The organism is Phytoactinopolyspora mesophila (genome assembly GCF_010122465.1).
Classification (GTDB): Bacteria; Actinomycetota; Actinomycetes; order Jiangellales; family Jiangellaceae; genus Phytoactinopolyspora; species Phytoactinopolyspora mesophila.
Window position 1 is genome coordinate 499904 of record NZ_WLZY01000001.1, and the last position, 15121, is coordinate 515024.

Here is a 15121-nt window from a genome sequence, read left to right on the forward strand (position 1 = left end):
GCCGTTGCCGGCTGCCGATGTCCTCAACTCGACTTGGCCTGGGGGCGACGGCGCTCGGCGCCGGGCGCCGACCGCGATCCGCGCTCCCACAGGGGGATCCCGTATCGGGACTGTGAAGGAAGCGAGTTGCCCACTCGCATTGGCCACGACCCCTTAACAAGTGCAGAGAATTCGGGGACGGTCTCGTCGCCTGACTCACCGATTGCCACGGCAATCGCTCGAGACGGCGGCTCCCCTCTGCGGAACACATCGGTGATGTACTCGCTGTCGTTTGCATCAGCTTCCGCGAACAGTGCCACAGCATCCCACAGGACTACGTCGCCATCAGCCATGATGTTATTGCGCAGGCAACTCGTCGTTTCGTTCGCCCACACGGATGGGGATAGACCCGTTCCCTAGGAGAGCGTCGGCCACGATGGGCTCTTCCGCTCATTCCGCGCCAACCAACGGCCCACGAGCGCCAATGGTTACGGTTGGCCCAATCGCGGCGGAATGACACACCTGCTCACGCGCCATGAATGCGAGATGAGCGAGCGGGAACGCTATCCATTACGTGGCTCCAGGCTCTCCGGCCTGAGACACATTTCTGGAAGCGAGTTGGGTTGGGTTCCGCTCAGGTAGGTCCGGAGTGGGACATGACGATCTTCTGATGAACACCGTGCAAAGGCGTCAAATGATCGGGAACGGAGACGGTTAGGCCGGACGTTGGCGACGTCGCCGTCCGGCATCTACACCTACTCCAGCCGGTCAGTCGTCCGCGGCTTCGTCAGTGGTCGTAGTCCCCGGTGGCTCTGCCTCCGCCGCTGACTCCGCCTGGGTCGCGGTCGTCGAGGCCGCCTGCACAGCGTCGAGCGCGTCGAACATCACCTGTGTCGGCGTGCCGATGTCAGCCTGGACGAAACCGACCATTGGGAAGCGCATCGGGACCTTGGCTGTGACGGGCTCGGAGAACGTCTCTTCCTTTACCAGCAGGAGTTCGGCCGTACGGGCTTGGCGGATCAGGTTCAACGTGGCTACGACATGGATCGCGACCTGTCCGTAGAGAAGCACCGCTGCGCTGTAGCGACTGCTGAGCGTGTGACCGGCGGCCTTCTCACGCGCAGCAGGGTCTGCATGGACCAGGTCGCCGTAGAGCCACGAGTCGGCGAGCGTGGCGAACCAGACCGCCTGACTCGCTACCTCCTCGGGTCGAGTGACCGCGAAGCCAGCCTCGGAGTCAGGCGCCTCGGCCTTCGCCCAGGAATCTCGAAGCGACTCGACTGCTGGACCAAACCGGGAATCCCCCTTCAGGAAGGCGCGAAGCGAACCGAAGACAGCCCGCCAGTGGATCGGGTCTCTTGTGAGCAGAAACGGACGGCAGCGTGACGCGAGGGACTCGAACGCCTCCTCGGGAGGGACATCCTGGGTCATGCACATCACACCGTCGACGGGGCCGATGGTTGTCGTGCCCTGGGCCCACCTGTTGAAGAGCCGTAGGTCTCGGAGCAGTGAGTGCGCCTCGACACGACGTGCGCGTAGGACGAATGCGGCGATCCGGTCAAGGTGACGCGCGCGGATCTCGTCGGGGATGTCGGCAGCCATATTGCGATAGTCGCCTACGCGGGTACGTAGTGTCGCGCCGACGCCGATGCGTCGCCCGTTTTATCCAGGCGAAGCCAGGATTCTCGCCCAGATTCAGAAGGGCGAGCCACTCCACGCGGTATGGATGAGGCCCGAAGCCGGGGTGCCCACTAGGAGATTCTCAAACCCGGCGCTAGTCATAGCCTTCCGCCACTTAAACTTTGGCCGCATGGTGATGAGCAGGGCCGATCGAAGAAGGTCGCGAATGGAGCGGGCAACCGAACTGTTCGGGTCACAAGCAAGCGCGGCGTTGGATGCTCTCGAACTTCTAGAACTGGCGTGGCACGACTGTTACGGCGACCTGAGCCCGTCGGAGCAGATCATCGATGACATCTGGGTGGTCTCCGATGGCGACCTCGCACGCCTCATCTCTGCCGCTCGCCTCGCAGTGACTGACTTCCGGGATCTACGCACGAACGCCGATGCGCTTCGACACGGTTCCTAGTCGTGGCGCAACGGTCACTAGTCCCGCGTCGTCCCTAAGCGGCGGGATGCACCTGCCTCGGTCCACAACGCGCCGACGGACGCGTCATGGGTCTTTCAGAGGCCACGAGGTTGGCTGCGTGTTGGGCCGTTCGAGTCGGCGCCAATCGTTGAGGAGGTCACCAAGGACAACGAAGCTATCGATCGGATGGTTCGTCTGAATGGGAGCGACGACTGTAATGGCCCAGTCCCATATCCGGCTACCGTGTGTCAGCGCCTCGACAATTATGAGTTCGTGGGCTATCTCATGCGGGAGGTCCACAACGAGTGTGCGAATACCACGAGGTGTCGGGTGTCCGCCGAGCTCGCAATGCATCCCGTAGTCCGCAGAGAGATAGCGTCCGCCGGAGCGCTCCCGGAGATGCCTTGGCTGCCAACGAGCACGACGCTCCGAGTCGCTGGACCGCAACCAGCTTGCGGCCTCATCAAGGTCCTCGCAGCATGCCCATGCCAAGTAATCCGCCTCCACTAGTTGTCGTACCAGGGCGGCTGCCGAGTAACAGCCGTTGGCGCGGGCTAGGACTGCGATTCCTGAGAGGAGCTCGCATGCGACCTTGAGTACGTAGCCCAAGGCTACGATCCCTTCATCTCCGCCCTTGGGACCCATTTCTATGGCGCCACGGGCTTCGAGATTTCGCTCCGGCTTCGTGAAGAAGATCGCCCAGTTCGCCCATTTGGACAGGTAGGGCTTCAAGGACCACACGCCGAGCGTCCATCGCCCCCGGATTTAGTGCGTGCTCACGGACAGCATCGCTTGAGAACCCAATCATTAGCTGACCTTACTCCTCGACCGCCTCCTGTGGGACAACCGGCGGAGCTTCACCCGGCAGCGTGGCCGGACATCGCGTCCGTTGGGGGGGCATGTAACGGGACGCTGAGGGCGCTTCACTGCATTCTGGGCGCAAAGATGCGAGTTGTGGTCGTCGCTGAGTAGAGCATGTCTGGTCGCTGAGGGTGCTGAGCCCAAATGCTATGCGTGGAGCTATTCGGGTTGACCTTCATAATGTTCCGACGGGATCGGGCGTCAGGCACAACGAAGCCGCGTGGGAAGTTGCGTCACCGAAGTACGTGAATGAGCAACAGGCACTTTGGACCCAGGCATGGGCTCAGTTTTCGCTTCTTCCGGGTGAATCGGACCTTCTGTGCCCACTGCGAGGTCGTCGTCGGCTGTTGTGCATCCGCAGAGCGGGCATGGTCTCGACGACCTCGCCCTCATCGCCGAAGCTTGAGCGGCACGCGAGCCGCGCGGAGATGATCAATGCGGTGGTCTGCGCTGGGCTCGGGCTGCGACAGGTGGCCGAGTCCGCCGAGCCGTTCTGCCGAGCCGATCATGTCTCGGCTGCCGCACGGCAAGGACGTCTACCCGACGCGTTCGCGCTTACTAGCGCAGAAGCCCTGATCGCAGGTCTCGCCGGCTCGGTAGCGTCCAGGAGTTGGTCGGCCTTGAATTCGGTACTCAGGTACAGGTTTAGGGTGGCAGTATGAACGCTGAGAAGGGCTTGTCGTTTGTGCCCGACGCCTGCACTCTGCCGACGGCGGAACAGCTGCTTCGGGAAGCGGAGTTCCGCAGTCTTTTCGGCTCTGCTGTGCGGGAGATCCAGCGGTCGTCGGCCACTAGCCTGACGCTCGTACTGGATGGTGATCCGCCGACGGAGGAGACCGCACGCGATCTGGCCGCGCGGGAGGGGCAGTGCTGTTCGTTCTTCACCTTTACCTTCAGACACCGCAGAGATGCTCGAGCGAGCACGCAGGATCTGCTGGAGATGGCCATCACTGTGCCTGACGGGCGTGCCGCCGTTCTCGACGGCGTCCAGCAGCTGGCGGCACGGTCAATGGGGAGAGACGGGGCTGTATGACACGGGAGATGCCGCCTGTTACGCCGCCGGGCCTCCGAAGTGGCGCGCTGGCCGCGGCAGCGGGTGTCAATCTGCAGACGCTGCGGTATTACGAACGTCGCGGGTTGCTTGCCCGGCCGGACCGCACTCTCGGTGGGCACCGCATGTATCCGGCTGAGGCGGTCACGGTGGTCAGGGTCATCAAGGCGGCTCAACGCCTGGGATTCACCTTGGATGAGATCTCCGAACTCATCGACGTCGGCGGTCACCGCCACTCCTCGGCCGGCTTACATGAGCGTGCGGCAGCGAAGCTAGCGGAGGTCGAAGCACGTATCACCGACCTGACGGTCATCCGGGACACCCTTCGGCAGGCGCTCGACGCGGGATGTGACGACCTGGCGTCTTGCGCTGAGAGTCCCGAGTGCCCGTTGCCGTTCACGGTGCTCGCCGACACCAAGGCAGGGCCGGGTTGATCCCAGGGGCCGCCTCTCAGGCTGCCTGTGCTGGGATCGCTCGGTGAGTCCGGAATCTCAGGTGCGTGCACCCCGGATGCTCACATACGGTCGCTGCTGACGGGAAAGGAACCTTCATGCAGCACGTGAGCGAGCGGCTCCTGAACTGGGCGTCCATCATCGAACCGGAGACGCTGGCCCAGGCCGAGCGGACAGCGAAGATGCCGTTCATCTATCCGCACCTGGCGCTCATGCCGGATGCGCATCTCGGTAAGGGCGCGACGGTCGGCAGCGTGATCCCCACGCTCGGGGCGATCGTCCCGGCAGCGGTCGGCGTCGACATCGGCTGCGGCATGATCGCTCTGCGCAGCCAGTACACGCTCGCGGACATCAAGGGCCTGAACCGTGCCCGCCTGCGCAAGGCGATCGAGAAGGCGATCCCGCTGTCGGCGGGAAACTACAACCGGGAGCTGACCGCGTCGGCGCGGCGTCGCTCGGCTGAGCTCGAAGACATACCCGGCGTCGGCACCGCGGAGGGGATAGCACCCAAGTGGCGGCTACAGCTCGGCTCGCTGGGTTCCGGCAACCACTTCATCGAGGTGAGCGCCGATGAGCTGGACCGGATCTGGCTGTTCCTGCACTCCGGCTCCCGGGGCGTCGGCAACCAGATCGCTCAGCGGCATATCAAGATCGCCCGCGACGAGTGCCAGCGGCGCGAGATCAGGCTCGCCGACCGCGACCTGGCCTACCTCGAGGAAGGCACACATCAGTTCGACGCCTACATCCGTGACCTCACCTGGGCGCAGCGGTTCGCATTGCTCAACCGCGAGGAGATGATGGACCGGCTCGCGGAATGCTTCGGCACATGGGTGGGGGAGCCGGTGGCGGAGCTGGAGCGAATCAACTGCCATCACAACTACTCAGTGCGTGAGCACCATTTCGGCAAGGACGTGTGGCTGAGCCGCAAGGGTGCCATCAACGCGGCCGAGGGTGTGGCCGGGCTGATCCCGGGCTCGATGGGGACGGCGTCGTACGTCGTCGTCGGGAAAGGCAACCGGGACGCGCTGAACTCCGCGCCGCACGGTGCCGGGCGGAACTATTCGCGCAGCCGGGCGCGGAGGACGTTCACGCACGAACAGCTGCGCAAGGCAATGGCCGGCATCGAGTGGCGCGACACCGCCGCGTTCCTGGACGAGATCCCGGAGGCGTACAAGGACATCGACGTGGTGATGGCGGACGCCGCCGACCTGGTCGAGATCCGGCACACGCTCCGCCAGATCGTCAACGTCAAAGGCGACTGACGGACCGTCGGCTCAGTGTCGCTGGTGCCTTGAGCCTCCCCGCATCAGTGACCATCGGCACTAGAGGCGGCGACGCGGGCCGGGATACGGGGCACTAGGTCAGGATTCTCTTGCGCCGTGTCCGGGTGTCGAAGGAGATCCACGTGTCGGGTGGCAAGTCTGCCCGTCCGGGGACCGCGCGATGCTCTTCCGTCCATGCGTCACCCGCGAGCCTGGCCGCTGCGCGCCGCCAGAAGTTCACGGCGGTCACGTTGTCGGGTTGGAACGCCACTTCCCACTTCCCGGGATACACAGCGACGAGATCGCGAACCGCACGGAGCCCGAAGCCGTTGCGCCGCGCGCCACGCACCACGAAGAAGCTGTTGAGAACCCGTACCGGCTGGCTGAGATCGCGGACGATGGCGAAACCGATCGGATGCTCGTCGCTCATCAATACATAGGCCGCTCGGTCCGGATCGTCGAAGGCCGCGGCGAGTCGCTCGCTGCGGAACGTACTGTCGGGATTGGGCAAGATGCCGCGATATTCGGACAAATCATGGCTGAACATCAGCCACAGCCGTTCAAGTGCTGGCCGGTCTGCGGCAGTCGCGCGGCGTAAGTCAAGAGTGGACATACTCTTCCTTCATCAGGTGGATGGTGTCCGTCTGTGCGGGTGGGCGCCGGACGGCGAAAAGGCATAAAAAAACCTTCCGGCCCGGAAGGGGCGGGAAGGCAAATTACTGAGATCATTCTAGCAGTTGCCGATCAGGTGCACTTCGGCGAGACCGGTGAAGGAGAAGGCGAGATGGCTGGTGTTGCCCCGGATACCAAGCGTGTTGTCCTCGAGGCGCTCGAGGCTGAGGAAGCGCGACTCGAACAGATGTTGCGCGGGCTGGGGGAGCCCCAGTGGAACCACGACTCCGGGTGTGAGGGCTGGAGTGTGGCGGACGTCGTCCTGCATCTCGCCCAGACCGAGGAAGCAGTGTCCTCGCTGATCGCCGGCGAGACCGACGACGTGCCGTACCTGCCCGGGTCCTCGTCAGCCGATGAAGCGATGCAGCGATGGGTGCGGGCCGAGCATGGCCAATCGCCCGAGGAGATTTTCGACCGGTGGACAACCGCTCGCCGACGGGCGCTTGCCGCACTGCGCGACGCTGCTCCGGACCGGAAAGTCCCGTGGGTCGCCATACCGCTCAAGCCGCTGACGCTGGCCACCACCCGGCTGGCTGAGCACTGGGCACACGGGCTCGACATCGCCGAGCCGCTGGGCATCGAGTATCCGGACACCAACCGTCTAGAGCACATCGCCTGGCTCGCCCACCGGACGCTGCCGTTCGCCTACGCGTTCGAGGCCAGGGGAGACGCCCCGGCGGTCCGGCTGGAACTCGAAGCGCCGCAGAACGGCCGATGGGTCATCGGGGCAGCGGACGCAGACGTCGTCATCGCCGGACCGGCGAGCCAGTTCTGCCGGGTCGCGGCCAAGCGGCTCGCGCCACAGGAGGCCGACGCGTTGGTCCTGGAGGGGACTCGGGCCGGCGAAGTCCTCGAGGTGGTGCGCACGTACGCATGAGAACTCCCGAGATCCGGGCGGATTCCCCTCGCGTCCCCGGGTCCCTCGATGGCGGCGACATGGTGGCTTTACAAAAGCGGCGTGGTCGCCTTGCTCTTGGGGATCGTTCCGATCGCGAATCTCTTCCTGGCGGCCTATCTGCAAAGCGGGTTGAACCGGGTCTCCGAGAGACACATCGTCGTGCCGGTGTGATCCGCGGTCCGGGTTGGTCCGGATCTGAAGCGCGTCGAAAGCCAGGGTGGCCCTCGGCGGTGTGCGTCAGCGGCCACCCGGTTGGCGCGCGCGGATTCGCCGCCTCGGCTGGATGCCACGAATTCCTTCCGGGCTCTTGGGTAATCGCTGTTCATGAGTGCAGCGCGGAAGCTCTTGGCCAGTCCAGAACGTGTGTTGGGCCGATCACGGAACGGCAGCCCCAAGACCGTCGTGGTGACCGGCGCGAGCGCCGGGATCGGCCGGGCCACGGCTCACCTCTTCGGAGCACGTGGCGACCGGGTGGCTTTGCTGGCCCGAGGCCGTGGCGGGCTGCGGGCAGCCGCTGACGATGTGGTCGCCGCCGGCGGCAAAGCTCTTCCGATCGAAGTGGATGTCACGGACTACGAAGCCGTGGACAACGCCGCAACCGAGGTGGAGTCCGAATTCGGTCCGATCGACGTGTGGGTGAACAATGCGTTCGTCGCCATCTTCGCGCCGTTCACCGACATCGACCCCGATGAGTTCCGACGGGTCACCGACGTGACGTATCACGGGTATGTACACGGCACCCGCGCGGCGCTGGATCGCATGCTGCCGCGTGACCACGGCACCATCGTCCAGGTCGGGTCCGCATTGGCGTACCGGGGGATTCCCTTGCAGTCGGCGTACTGCGGAGCCAAACACGCGATGCAAGGTTTCACGGAGTCGCTGCGCTGTGAACTGCTCCACGAGCGCCGCCGGGTCCGAGTGACGATGGTCCAGCTCCCCGGGGTGAACACTCCGCAGTTCGAGTGGGCGCTGTCGCGTATGGAGTACGCGCCCCAGCCGGTGCCACCGATCTATTCGCCACGGGTGGCCGCTCAAGCAGTGGTCCATGCGGCGGATCATCCGCACCGGCGCGAGTACGGCACCGGCTTCAGCGCTGTTGCCACGATGACCGCCAACAAGATCGCGCCCGGACTGCTCGACCGGTATCTGGCCCGCACCGCCTATGACTCCCAGCAGACCGGCCATCGCGTCGGGCCGGAACGCCCGGTCAACCTGTGGGAGCCGGCAGATCACGAAGCTGGTTCAGACTTCGGTGCGCACGGGCCGTTCTCGTCCGATGCGAAAGACCGGAGTCCTCAGCTGTGGCTGTCACAACGGCGGGGCGCGGTGTCAGCCGCCGCAGCCGGTCTCTTAGTTCTCGGCGGAAGCCTCATCGGAAAGGCATGGAGAAACCGCTCCTAGGGATGAGCCCGCGGCGTCCATGGTGGCCGATGCTGACGCGCGGCCATTACCGGCCGCGACCGTACTTGCGCAGAAGCCGGCGCACGTCGTCGAGTGGGATCGCGTGCCGGGTGGTGCCGCCGTCGCCGGTGACGGTGGTGGCCATGAACAGCGAGTTGTAGATGGCCTCCTCGGTCGCATCGAGTGCGGCTTGGAAGAGGGGAGACGTTCCCGCGCTCGGCAGGATGCGTTGATCACGTACGTCTGATCCCGCCGGCTCCCGGACGTCCGATGAGGTCGAGAACGCGATCGCGTAGTCGCCGCTCCCATTGGTGAACGCCGATCCGGTGCGGGCCATGGCGAATACGGCCCGAGCGCCGAGTCTTCCCAAGTTTCGGCTGGTGAGTGGGGCATCCGTAGCGACGACGATCATGCACGAGCCGTCCCCGGTGCCGGCCGCGTCGGAGCCGGCCTCCAACTCTTCACCGATCGGCACGCCGTCGATGCGCAAACTGCCGCCGTAGTTGGTCTGAACAAGGACGCCAACCCTATAGTCGCCCGTGATCCGCGATGACGTGCCGATGCCGCCCTTCCAGCCGAAACAGGTGGTTCCCGTTCCAGCGCCGACGGCGCCTTCCGCGACCGGTCCGCCGGCCGCCTGCTCAATCGCCTCGATGACGTGCTCTTCGGTGACGTGGCGGCCCCGTATGTCGTTCAGCGCGCCGTCGTTGGTCTCACCGACCAGTGCGTTGACCGACCGGACTGACTCGTTGCCGGGCTGGCGCAACGTCCATGCGACCGCACCGTCCAGGCCACGGGCCACACTCAGGGTATTGGTGAGGATGATCGGCGTCTCGATGGTGCCGAGTTCATCCACCTGGGTGGAGCCGGCCAGCTTGCCGAACGCGTTGCCTACGTAGACCCCGCCGGGCACTTTGTCGGCGAAGACGTTGCCAGGGTGGGGGACCACGGCGGTGACCCCGGTGCGCACGGAATCACCGTCGACGAGTGTCACCTGGCCGACCCGGACGCCGTCGACGTCGGTGATGGCGTTGTGCTCACCTGGCTCGAGATCACCAGGAGCGACGCCGAGATCCCGGGCACGGACCCGGTCGGGATTGCGGCCCGACGACGACGCACCCGGCTCAGCCGAGGCAGCGGTGAACGGGCCGCCGAGGGTGGCACCGATCATGGCGGCACCGGTCGTGATCGCTGTGCGTCGCGTCATGGTCATCTGAACCTACCCTTCTCGATCAGCGGCGCCGGGTTCCTCAGCCGGGTCGACAACTGTCTCGTCCGCGGCGTGCTCGTCCACCATGCCGGGTTCGGTTTGGGCGACGACCCTGGTGGCGGTGAGGTCTCCGGTGACGTTGCACATGGTGCGGACCATGTCCAGCACAGCGTCGATACCGGCGACGAGTGCGACGGCTGCGAACGGCAGACCCGCCTGGGTGATGGCCATCGACAGCAAGATGAGCCCGGCACCGGGAACACCGGCGGTACCGATCGATGCCAGCACGCCAACCAGCAGCACGCCCAGAATCTCACCGACGGACAGGTCGACGCCCGACACGTTGGCGACGAAGATGACCGATGCGCCGACGTAGAGGGCGGTGCCGTCCATGTTCACGGTGGCCCCGAAGGGCAGGCTGAAGCCGTAGACGCCCTCGTTGACACCCATGTTCTGGGCTGCTCGGGTGCTGACCGGCAACGTCCCGTTGCTGGAACGCGTGACAAAGGCGGTGATCATCGGCGTGCGGGCGTAGGCGAAGAAGTTCCGCAGGCCGATCCCGAACAGAGTCAGGATGATCGCGTAGATCACGATCTGGAGGGCAACGCCGCCATAGACCACCGCGGTGAGCTGCGCGAGGTCGGAGAGGGCGTCGGCTCCGGTTTCGCCCAGCGTGACGGCGATCAGTGCGAAGACACCCACCGGTGCGTACTCCAGGACCCCGCGAATGATCCGGAACATGACCTCGCTGGTGCCCTCGGCGACGCGGCGGAGCAACTCACCGAGGTCGCGGATACGTTCCTGCGGGTTGTGCCGCATGGCACCGATGGCGAGTCCGGCGACGATCGCCAGGAAGACGATCGGGAGCACTTGCCCTTCGACGATTGCCGCTACCGGATTCGGAGGCACGATGTTGACGAGTGTGTCGACGATGGAGGGTGCCTCCGCGGCCTCGTCTCCGTCCGCTGGCATGTTCAGGCCGCTGCCCGGGTTGACGATGAAGGCGAGCGTCAGCCCGATGGTGATCGCGAAGGCAGATGTGACCAGGTAGAACGCGACAACCTTGCCGCCGATCCGCCCGAGCCGGGCCGGGCTGACCGACGAGACCCCGACGATCAACGTCGCCACGATCAGCGGGAAGACGATCATCATCAGCAGGTTGAGGAACAGGTCGCCGAGCGGCTGCAGAACCTCGGCGTCGGGACCGGCTGCCAACCCCACAACGGCGCCGGCGACCAGCGCGATCAGCAATTTCCAGTACAACGGGAAGTCGAGGTACCGACGCCACAACGACGGCTCGGCCAACTCGGGTGATTCGGAGGTCATCGGCTTCCTCCTCGGGGAACCCATGGTGTCGTCGAGCCGGCAGCACGCACCGGTGGACGGGCGGCAGCGTTACTCGGATGAGCACGTGATGTCACGCGGAATTCTGTGCCGTGGTCGTCAACGGTGTCAATGGACGTGCCTTGGGCAAAGGGAGAAGTCCGGACCGACGGTGCCGTCGGGGTCATATGTGGCCCCACGGCGTCCCGATTCGTGCACTGTGAGTCATTTTCCGGCACACTGCGTGATCATGGCTACGATTTGCCATGGACGGTGGGTTGCTTCGGTGGGGCGCTTGGAGGTCCTTGTATGACACACGAACACGCAAGTCCCAATGGTGTACGCCCAGGGTCGATGGGCGAGCACGCACTTCAGGAGGTATCCGGAAGTCGCGAGCGGGCTGATCGCTTCTACCGCGAACAGATGTCGGACCGGCTCAACACCCAGATGTCTGAGTTCATCTCGCGGATGGAGATGATGTTCGTCGGAACCGCCGATGGCGGCGGCGAGTGCGATGTGACATTCCGCGCCGGGCCGGCTGGATTCGTCCGGGTGCTTGATCAGAAGACCGTCGCGTGGCCGGAGTACAGAGGAAACGGCGTGCTCGCCAGTGCGGGAAACATGTCGGAGAACCCGCACGTCGGCCTGCTGTTCATGGATTTCGTCAACGACCTTGTCGGGCTGCACGTGAACGGAGCGTCGTCGCTGATGAGCCCCGACGAGTTCCGGGCGCGTCATCCGGAGCAGATTGTCGAGAACGACATCCCGGGGCGCCGGCCCGAACGGTGGGTCGTCGTCGAGATCCACGAGGCATATATTCACTGCTCGAAGCATGTTCCCCGGATGGTGCCGGTGCCGCGAACCCGGCAGTGGGGGACCGACGACCAGAAAAAGAAGGGCGGCGACGCATTCGGGGTGGCGGCTGAGCGCGGTTTGGCTCCACGCCAGCGTTCCGCCGCGCGGGGTGGTTCACCGAGCGCGGGCTGAGAGGTCGTCGGGTTCGGTGGTCAGGACTCGCCCGCGGGTGGCGCGGCCGCCCGGATCACGCCGCCCACAACCTGAGCGACCCGGTCCGCGGCCGAGTCAGGGTCGGGCTGGCCCGCGTCCAGCCAGCCAATCACCGACTCGATGGTCACCGCCGGGACGACCTGTGCTGCCCAGTCCAGCCAGGGACCGGCCGGAATCAGTTTGGCGAGGTTGCGTCGCGCCACTTCGGCCGATGCCGAGTTGAGATCGTCAATCATGCCGCGGAACTCCGGCTCCCGGGCAGCGTGATGAAACAGCAAGCGGAAACCCTCCGGGTCGGCTGAGGCCGCACGAAGCAGAGCCGGGATGGCGTCGGCGTCGTAGTTGTCGTCGCCGACCTCCGAGACCAGCCGCTCACACGCGCGCTCCAGAACCGCCCGGTACATGTCGGCCTTCGAGTCGAAGTGGCGGTAAAGCAGGACTCGGGTGATGCCGGCCTCAGTGACGATGTGGTCCAGGCTCGTCGCGGCAAAGCCTGAGCGGGCGAACGCTTTGGTCGCGGCGTCGAGAATCTGGGCCCGCCGCTCGGCGCGGCGCATCCGCCTGTGCGGGCCGGAGCTCGGGCCGGCGACTTCGGACTGGTCGGCTGCGGTCATCTTCTCTCCGGCGCTCGCTTGTTTACTGCAGAGTAAATATGTAACTTGTTAAAGGGCAAGTATACAAACGTGAGTTTACCTGGAGGCTTGATGACCGTTCAGCTGCCATTTGAGCAGGCCGGCCCATTGCAGATGCCGCCTGCGCTCCGCAAGCTGCAGGCTCGAGGCAGCGTTCACAAGATCCGTACCCGGGTCGGCGACCATGCGTGGCTGGTCACCAGGTACGACGACGTCCGTCGACTTCTCGACGACCACCGGCTCGGCCGATCACATCCCGATCCGGCCAACGCCGCCCGCTCCGGATCCTCTGCACTGTTCGGTGGCCCGTTGGGCAGCTACGAGACTGAGAAGGCGGACCATGCGCGGATGCGGTCGTTGCTGCAGCCGCATTTCTCGCCCAAGGTGATGCGGGCGTTCCGTCCGCGAGTGGAGACGTTGACGTCCCAGCTTCTCGACGACCTTACCCAGCAAAGCCAGCCGGCAGATCTCAATGCCGTACTCGCTCTCCCGCTGCCGATCCTCGTGATCTGCGAGCTCCTGGGCGTGCCGTACGAAGACCGCACGCAATTCCGGACCTGGACGCAGGCGGCCGCGGACGTGACTGACCAGGCTCGCTCCGAGCAGGGTCTCGGGGAGCTGTTCGCCTACGGCCAGCGGCTCGTGGCGCGCAAACGCCGCGATCCGGGCGACGACGTGATCTCGCGTCTATGTGCGACCGACGGAGTAGACGACAACGAAATCGCGATGCTGTCGATGTCGCTGCTGTTCGCCGGCCATGAGACGACCGTCGTCCAGATCGGCATGGGCGCCTTGCTCTTGCTTAGCAATCCCACGCACTGGCAGACGGTGCTCGACGAGCCCGAACTGATCCCGGGTGCGGTTGAGGAGCTTCTGCGCGCGCCAGGCAAGGGTGGCGGCGGCATTCCGCGATACGCCCACGCCGATATCGAGATCGGTGGTGTCGTGATCCGCGCGGGTGAGCTGGTCATGCTGGACAACGGCGCCGCCAATCACGATCCGCGGGTCTTCGATGATCCGGACCGCTTCGATCCGCAACGGCAAGGCGCGAGTGCTCACCTGACTTTCGGCCACGGCGCGCGCTATTGTCTCGGCGCTCCGCTGGCTCGCATCGAGCTCCAGGCCGTGTTCGCTCAGCTGATTCCCCGGTTTCCGGCGATGCGGCTGGCCGTGCCGCCCGAAGATCTGGTGTTCCGCGACGATGTCCTCACCGGCGGCCTGGTCGAGCTCCCCGTCACGTGGTGATCGTGAGCGGATTGTGGCGGTAAAACTCGGACATTTGCCCCCGCAGGCGGCCACTTAACGACCACAATCCGCTCACGATCACGGGGGGTTGGTGGGGCGCGTGCCAGGGGCCAGGGCGCGACGTCCTGGACGACGCGACACCGCGACGCCGGCGAGACAGATCACGCCGCCCACCATGGCGTACACCGTCGGACTCTCCGCGAGCAGGACCAAGGAGAGCAGGACCGAAACGGCAGGAACGGCGTATGTGGTGGCGCTGAGCCGCCCGGCGTCCATTCGCCTCAGGGCATAAGCCCAAAGGGTGAAGCCAATCGCCGTCGGGAACAGTCCTAGGTAGATCACACCGAGAACAGCGCCCACGGACGCGCCCCGCACCTCATCCAGAAGCGGTGCGGACCAGGGGAGCAGCACAAGAGTCCCGACGACGCATCCGAGCCAGATTGCCGTCAAGGTATCGACCCGGCGCAGGGCGACCTTCTGGATGAGCACGCCCGCGGCATAGAGCACCGCGGCCAGCAGGCACAGCGCTACGCCGATCCGATCGCCCTTCCCGGACGAGCCCATGGCGATGACGGCGAGCCCGCCCATCGCGATGAGAGAGCCCACGATGAGCGGGCGCGGGTATCCCTCACCCAGAAGCGCTCCAGCGCCGAGGGCGATGAGCAGCGGTGCGATGTTGACCAGGAGCGCTGCGGTGCCGGCGTCGACGTGGCGCTCCGCCGCATTGAGGACGACGGTGTAGCCGGCCAGCCACAACACCCCGTATCCGGCGATCAGCGGCAATGATCTTCGTGGGGTCGGCACGGCCTGCGCGCGGACCCGCATCACCGCCACCATCACGGTGAGCGCCGCGGTTGCCACCGCAAGCCTTGCCAGCGCCATCGGTGCCGGTGAGAGGGTGTGGCCGACGGCGCGGATGGCGACGAAGGCGGAGGCCCACAGCACCACGGTGACCGCGGCGGCGGCCACTGCTTTGGTGTGGTCGGCGGGTGGGGCCGGGCCGGCTCGAAGGGCCTGAAGCGTCTGGGGCACGAGGTCTAT

At 65.5% G+C, this 15121-nt stretch carries 15 protein-coding genes; 9 read left to right on the forward strand and 6 right to left on the reverse strand.

The annotated features are described in order from the left end of the window. Positions 1–747: 747 nt before the first annotated feature. The gene (locus F7O44_RS02245; protein ID WP_162448547.1) at positions 748–1581 is read right to left on the reverse strand and encodes a hypothetical protein; all 834 of its coding nucleotides are present in this window, start codon (positions 1579–1581) and stop codon (positions 748–750) included. A 244-nt stretch (positions 1582–1825) separates the two neighbouring features. Here F7O44_RS02245 and F7O44_RS02250 point away from each other — a divergent pair, with 244 nt between their 5' ends. The 4 genes from F7O44_RS02250 (at position 1826) to F7O44_RS02265 (ending at position 5691) form a co-directional block, all read left to right on the forward strand. Continuing rightward, positions 1826–2065 (forward strand): hypothetical protein, encoded by a 240-nt coding sequence (locus tag F7O44_RS02250; RefSeq protein ID WP_162448548.1) that lies wholly within the window; start codon positions 1826–1828, stop codon positions 2063–2065. 1519 nt (positions 2066–3584) lie between these two features. Then, positions 3585–3959 (forward strand): hypothetical protein, encoded by a 375-nt coding sequence (locus F7O44_RS02255; RefSeq protein ID WP_162448549.1) that lies wholly within the window; start codon positions 3585–3587, stop codon positions 3957–3959. Next, positions 3956–4411, forward strand: a complete 456-nt coding sequence (locus tag F7O44_RS02260; RefSeq protein WP_222850968.1) for a MerR family transcriptional regulator — start codon at positions 3956–3958, stop codon at positions 4409–4411. Before F7O44_RS02255 ends, F7O44_RS02260 begins: the two co-directional genes overlap by 4 nt. A gap of 116 nt (positions 4412–4527) precedes the next feature. Next, positions 4528–5691 carry an RtcB family protein gene (locus F7O44_RS02265; protein WP_162448550.1) on the forward strand — a complete coding sequence of 388 codons (1164 nt, stop codon included), beginning with the start codon at positions 4528–4530 and terminating at the stop codon, positions 5689–5691. Between the two features lie 94 nt (positions 5692–5785). Here the strand turns inward: F7O44_RS02265 and F7O44_RS02270 are convergent, their stop codons facing one another. Next, a complete protein-coding gene (locus F7O44_RS02270) occupies positions 5786–6304 on the reverse strand; it encodes a GNAT family N-acetyltransferase (protein ID WP_162448551.1) in 519 nt (172 codons plus the stop codon). Positions 6305–6475: 171 nt separating this feature from the next. Here F7O44_RS02270 and F7O44_RS02275 point away from each other — a divergent pair, with 171 nt between their 5' ends. From F7O44_RS02275 to F7O44_RS02285, 3 genes are all read left to right on the forward strand, one after another. Then, entirely contained in the window at positions 6476–7240 is a 765-nt protein-coding gene (locus F7O44_RS02275) for a maleylpyruvate isomerase family mycothiol-dependent enzyme (protein ID WP_162448552.1), read from the forward strand. A 48-nt stretch (positions 7241–7288) separates the two neighbouring features. Further along, positions 7289–7432, forward strand: a complete 144-nt coding sequence (locus tag F7O44_RS02280; protein WP_162448553.1) for a hypothetical protein — start codon at positions 7289–7291, stop codon at positions 7430–7432. A 153-nt stretch (positions 7433–7585) separates the two neighbouring features. Continuing rightward, positions 7586–8662, forward strand: a complete 1077-nt coding sequence (locus F7O44_RS02285) for an SDR family oxidoreductase (RefSeq protein WP_162448554.1) — start codon at positions 7586–7588, stop codon at positions 8660–8662. A gap of 46 nt (positions 8663–8708) precedes the next feature. On the opposite strand, the gene F7O44_RS02290 is transcribed toward F7O44_RS02285, so the two are convergent. Both F7O44_RS02290 and F7O44_RS02295 read right to left on the reverse strand, forming a co-directional pair. Continuing rightward, positions 8709–9869 (reverse strand): P1 family peptidase, encoded by a 1161-nt coding sequence (locus F7O44_RS02290; protein WP_425501356.1) that lies wholly within the window; start codon positions 9867–9869, stop codon positions 8709–8711. 12 nt (positions 9870–9881) lie between these two features. After that, positions 9882–11198, reverse strand: coding sequence for a dicarboxylate/amino acid:cation symporter (locus F7O44_RS02295; RefSeq protein ID WP_162448555.1), 1317 nt, complete (start codon positions 11196–11198; stop codon positions 9882–9884). A 306-nt stretch (positions 11199–11504) separates the two neighbouring features. Between F7O44_RS02295 and F7O44_RS02300 the strand changes: the two genes are divergently transcribed. Continuing rightward, the gene (locus F7O44_RS02300; RefSeq protein WP_162448556.1) at positions 11505–12182 is read left to right on the forward strand and encodes a pyridoxamine 5'-phosphate oxidase family protein; all 678 of its coding nucleotides are present in this window, start codon (positions 11505–11507) and stop codon (positions 12180–12182) included. Positions 12183–12202: 20 nt separating this feature from the next. On the opposite strand, the gene F7O44_RS02305 is transcribed toward F7O44_RS02300, so the two are convergent. Next, the gene (locus tag F7O44_RS02305; RefSeq protein ID WP_162448557.1) at positions 12203–12817 is read right to left on the reverse strand and encodes a TetR/AcrR family transcriptional regulator; all 615 of its coding nucleotides are present in this window, start codon (positions 12815–12817) and stop codon (positions 12203–12205) included. 132 nt (positions 12818–12949) lie between these two features. On the opposite strand from F7O44_RS02305, the gene F7O44_RS02310 reads away from it, so the two are divergent. After that, positions 12950–14080 carry a cytochrome P450 gene (locus F7O44_RS02310; RefSeq protein ID WP_162449283.1) on the forward strand — a complete coding sequence of 377 codons (1131 nt, stop codon included), beginning with the start codon at positions 12950–12952 and terminating at the stop codon, positions 14078–14080. A gap of 78 nt (positions 14081–14158) precedes the next feature. Here F7O44_RS02310 and F7O44_RS02315 read toward each other — a convergent pair whose 3' ends face one another. Beyond that, positions 14159–15112, reverse strand: a complete 954-nt coding sequence (locus F7O44_RS02315) for an EamA family transporter (protein ID WP_162448558.1) — start codon at positions 15110–15112, stop codon at positions 14159–14161. Positions 15113–15121 lie beyond the last annotated feature (9 nt).

Excerpts from the sequence above, each read along its gene's own strand:
- F7O44_RS02275 (WP_162448552.1), top strand. The coding sequence starts at position 6,476 with ATGGCTGGTGTTGCCCCGGATACCAAGCGTGTTGTCCTCGAGGCGCTC.
- F7O44_RS02265 (WP_162448550.1), top strand. The coding sequence starts at position 4,528 with ATGCAGCACGTGAGCGAGCGGCTCCTGAACTGGGCGTCCATCATCGAA.
- F7O44_RS02285 (WP_162448554.1), top strand. The coding sequence starts at position 7,586 with ATGAGTGCAGCGCGGAAGCTCTTGGCCAGTCCAGAACGTGTGTTGGGC.
- F7O44_RS02245 (WP_162448547.1), bottom strand. The coding sequence starts at position 1,581 with ATGGCTGCCGACATCCCCGACGAGATCCGCGCGCGTCACCTTGACCGG.
- F7O44_RS02260 (WP_222850968.1), top strand. The coding sequence starts at position 3,956 with ATGACACGGGAGATGCCGCCTGTTACGCCGCCGGGCCTCCGAAGTGGC.
- F7O44_RS02300 (WP_162448556.1), top strand. The coding sequence starts at position 11,505 with ATGACACACGAACACGCAAGTCCCAATGGTGTACGCCCAGGGTCGATG.
- F7O44_RS02310 (WP_162449283.1), top strand. The coding sequence starts at position 12,950 with ATGCCGCCTGCGCTCCGCAAGCTGCAGGCTCGAGGCAGCGTTCACAAG.
- F7O44_RS02295 (WP_162448555.1), bottom strand. The coding sequence starts at position 11,198 with ATGACCTCCGAATCACCCGAGTTGGCCGAGCCGTCGTTGTGGCGTCGG.
- F7O44_RS02255 (WP_162448549.1), top strand. The coding sequence starts at position 3,585 with ATGAACGCTGAGAAGGGCTTGTCGTTTGTGCCCGACGCCTGCACTCTG.
- F7O44_RS02280 (WP_162448553.1), top strand. The coding sequence starts at position 7,289 with ATGGCGGCGACATGGTGGCTTTACAAAAGCGGCGTGGTCGCCTTGCTC.
- F7O44_RS02270 (WP_162448551.1), bottom strand. The coding sequence starts at position 6,304 with ATGTCCACTCTTGACTTACGCCGCGCGACTGCCGCAGACCGGCCAGCA.
- F7O44_RS02290 (WP_425501356.1), bottom strand. The coding sequence starts at position 9,869 with ATGACGCGACGCACAGCGATCACGACCGGTGCCGCCATGATCGGTGCC.
- F7O44_RS02305 (WP_162448557.1), bottom strand. The coding sequence starts at position 12,817 with ATGACCGCAGCCGACCAGTCCGAAGTCGCCGGCCCGAGCTCCGGCCCG.
- F7O44_RS02250 (WP_162448548.1), top strand. The coding sequence starts at position 1,826 with ATGGAGCGGGCAACCGAACTGTTCGGGTCACAAGCAAGCGCGGCGTTG.